Origin of the sequence: Pseudomonas sp. SIMBA_041 (genome assembly GCF_046535095.1) — a bacterium.
Lineage (GTDB): Bacteria > Pseudomonadota > Gammaproteobacteria > Pseudomonadales > Pseudomonadaceae > Aquipseudomonas > Aquipseudomonas mucoides.
This window is the reverse complement of sequence record NZ_JAWRXJ010001060.1, coordinates 1-228: the sequence shown is the minus strand read 5'-3', so window position 1 is coordinate 228 and position 228 is coordinate 1. Positions and strand designations below refer to the sequence as shown.

The 228-nt window shown below is 62.3% G+C and carries 1 protein-coding gene; it reads right to left on the bottom strand.

Annotated features, from left to right (window positions below; translation table 11 throughout):
* Positions 1-228, bottom strand: a 228-nt coding sequence (locus tag SB725_RS34360; protein WP_410923849.1) for a carbon starvation induced protein CsiD, incomplete at both ends; no start/stop codon positions are given.

Genomic DNA, 228 nt, shown 5'->3' with positions numbered 1-228 from the left:
ATACCGAATGGAACACGTCCTCGGCCACGTTCTTGCTGGGCGGCGCGGTCCAGCGCATCTCGCGGCGCGCCAGCGGGTGGCGGAAGAACGCCTCGCACTGCTCCCAGTCGTCCAGGTGCAGCAGCAGCGAGTTGCCGCCTTCCATGTTCCTTTCGTCGATTTTCAGCATCAGCACGTAGTCGGTGATCTGATTCACGAAGGTGCCGTCGTTGTGCAGCTCCATGACGC